The organism is Actinomadura logoneensis (assembly GCF_003428695.1).
Classification (GTDB): Bacteria; Actinomycetota; Actinomycetes; order Streptosporangiales; family Streptosporangiaceae; genus Spirillospora; species Spirillospora logoneensis.
Map to the genome: position 1 here is coordinate 1 of NZ_QURH01000667.1, position 2,702 is coordinate 2,702.

General features: G+C 77.2%; 4 protein-coding genes. All 4 read right to left on the reverse strand.

Features of this window, described 5'->3' with window-relative positions; all coding sequences use genetic code 11:
• A partial coding sequence (locus tag DZF91_RS25365) for an ABC transporter permease (RefSeq protein ID WP_235834545.1) occupies positions 1 to 816 on the reverse strand: 816 nt, incomplete at its 3' end.
• The gene (locus tag DZF91_RS25370; RefSeq protein WP_235834546.1) at positions 813 to 1,841 is read right to left on the reverse strand and encodes an ATP-binding cassette domain-containing protein; all 1,029 of its coding nucleotides are present in this window, start codon (positions 1,839 to 1,841) and stop codon (positions 813 to 815) included. The genes DZF91_RS25365 and DZF91_RS25370, both read right to left, overlap by 4 nt.
• The gene (locus tag DZF91_RS25375) at positions 1,838 to 2,404 is read right to left on the reverse strand and encodes a MauE/DoxX family redox-associated membrane protein (RefSeq protein ID WP_158588045.1); all 567 of its coding nucleotides are present in this window, start codon (positions 2,402 to 2,404) and stop codon (positions 1,838 to 1,840) included. The genes DZF91_RS25370 and DZF91_RS25375 overlap by 4 nt, the downstream gene beginning before the upstream one ends.
• A gap of 2 nt (positions 2,405 to 2,406) precedes the next feature.
• On the reverse strand, positions 2,407 to 2,702 hold a 296-nt coding region (locus DZF91_RS25380), incomplete at its 5' end, for a lasso peptide biosynthesis B2 protein (protein WP_117359735.1).

Here is a 2,702-nt window from a genome sequence, read left to right on the forward strand (position 1 = left end):
CGCGGCGGCGAGGGCCGCGGCCACGAGGCTGGCCCCGGCGGCGACGGCGACCCCGCCGCCGACGGTGCCGGTCAGGCACAGCGCGCGGGCGGAGTCGATGCCGTGGCTGACGGGGTTGAACCGGGCGATCCAGCGCAGCCATCCGGGCAGGCCGCCGGCCGGGACGAAGGCGTTGGACGCGTACATCAGCGGGAACATCACCAGGCCGGTGACGGCGTGCAGCGCCTCGGTCCGGTCGATCCAGCAGGCCAGGGCGATGAACAGCCATCCCAGGCCCCAGCCCACCGTCAGCGAGAGGCCCGTGGCGGCCAGCACGCCGACCGCCCCGCCGGACGGACGGTAGCCGAACAGGGCGCAGGCCAGGACCAGCAGCGTCCCCAGGCGCAGCGCGCCCCGCGCCAGCCCGGCGACGCTGCGGGCGACCAGCACCGCACCGGGCCGGACCGGCATGGACCGCAACCGGTCGAGCAGTCCCGAGCGGGCGTCGTCGACGATGCCCATCCCGGCCTGGACGCCGCTCTGCAGCGCGGTGGTGAGCAGCAGCGCCGGCAGCAGGAAGTCGATGTAGCGGACGTGGGCGGGGAAGCCGGGCGCGTAGGCGAGCCCGGACAGGACCTGCCCGAAGGCCACCAGCATCACCAGGGACTCGGCGAGGCTGATGAGCAGCAGCCGGTAGTCCAGGACGAGGGCGCGCAGCGAGCGGGCGGTGAGCACGCGGATCTGCGTCGCGGTCCGCGCGCCCTGCCAGCCGCCGGTGCCGGCGAACCCGAGGACCTTGTCGCGGTGGCCGGCGGCGAGGGCGGGCGGCGCGGTCATCGGGCCTCCGTCCGGCGGTGGCCGGTCAGCGCCAGGTACACCTGGTCGAGGCCGGGCTCGGAGAGGGTCAGGCGGGTGGGCCGGACCTCCGCCGCGTCCAGCGCGCGGACGACCGCGGCGAGGTCCTCGTCGTGGTCGAGCGCGACGGTCACCGTGCGGCGCTCGTGGTCGCCGTCGGGACGCAGGCCCGCCCCGGCGAGGGCCCGGACGGCGGTCGCGGTGTCCTCGGCGGTGGCCAGTTCGGCCGTCGCGCTCCGCCGTCCGATCCGGCGCTTGAGGTCCTCGGGCGCCCCGGTCGCGACGATCCGGCCGTCGGCGAGGACGGTGACCACGTCGGCGAGGCGGTCGGCCTCCTCCAGGTGCTGGGTGGTCAGCAGGACGGTGGTGCCGAGGTCGGTGAGGTGGCGCACCATGTCCCACATGTCGAGCCGGCTGGCCGGGTCCAGGCCGGTGCCGGGCTCGTCCAGGAACACCACGTCGCTGCGGCGGACGAGGGTCATCGCCAGGTCCAGGCGGCGCAGCATCCCGCCGGAGTAGGTGCGGGCGGGCCGGTCGGCGGCGGCGGCCAGCCCGAACGCGTCGAGCAGTTCCCCCGCCCGCGTCCGCGCGGCGCGGCGGCCCGCGCCCAGCAGCCGGGCGGTCATGAGCAGGTTGCCGCGCCCGGACATCGTCAGGTCCAGGGTCGTCCGCTGGCCGGTGAGGGCGATGCGGCGGCGGACCCGCTCGGGGTGCCGCAGCGCGTCGTGGCCCGCGACGCGGACGGTCCCGCGGGTGGGCCGCACCAGGGTCGCGAGGACGCCCACCAGCGTGCTCTTGCCCGCGCCGTTGTGGCCCAGCAGCCCGTGCACGGTGCCCCGCGGGACGGTGAGATCGACGCCGTCCAGCGCGGTCACCCGGCCGAAGCGCTTGCCGAGTCCCCCGACCTCGATCGCCGCCTCCGCCCCCGCGTCCGGCGCGCGCCGCGTGCACGGCGGGGACGGCGTGGACGGCATGGACGGCGGGGACGGCTCGGCGGACGCGGTCATGACGGGGTTCCCGCGTGCAGCCGGCCGAGGACGGCGGTGGTGGCGCGGTCGAAGCCGCGCAGCAGCACCGAGGCGGCGGCGAGTCCGGCGGCGAGCGTGGCGCAGCGGCCCGCGAGACCGGTCAGGACGCCGCCGGACTGCCCGCCGACCAGCGCGCCGGCCAGGGCGAGCGCCAGGAACAGCAGGTTCCGCAGCAGCACCGGGTAGCTCATGACCGCGCTGCGGTCGCCGAAGCACCCGCACTCGGCGAAGACCCGGCCGCGGACGGCCCGGAACACCACGCCGATGAACAGGACGAGCAGCGCGGCGGCGAGCCACAGGCCCGCGCGCGCGGTGGCCGGGACGGCGACGAGCGCGGCGGTCACGGCCTCGACGACCGCGAACACGGCGGCGATCGCGGTGGGGGCCGGGCCGGAGAGCATCGTCAGCTTCCGGACGGTGATGGCGAACCGCCCGAAGTCCTCGGCTCCGCGCAGCTTGCTGAACGCGGCGAGGGCGAAGATCCCGGCGACCAGGCCCTGCAGGGCGGCGGCCGCGACCTCCACCGGTGTGATGACCGGCACCGTCACCGCTCCTTCCGGGCCGGGCCGGTGCGCAGGGCCGGCACCGTCATGGTCTTGTGGAACAGGCTCATGTCGCCGGGCTCCCCGACCGCCGCCCCGTCCGCCTCGACCCACGCGTGGGCGCGGAAGGGCTCGAGGCGGATCCCGGTGCACCAGTCCGGCCAGGACCCGCTCATCCGGCACAGCAGCGCGACGGCCACCGACCGCCGCAGGCAGCCCTGCCCGGCGCAGCGCACGCTGACCGCGACGACCGCCTGCCGCGCGGCCAGCGCCTGGGCGGCGGTGGCGGGCCGGGCGC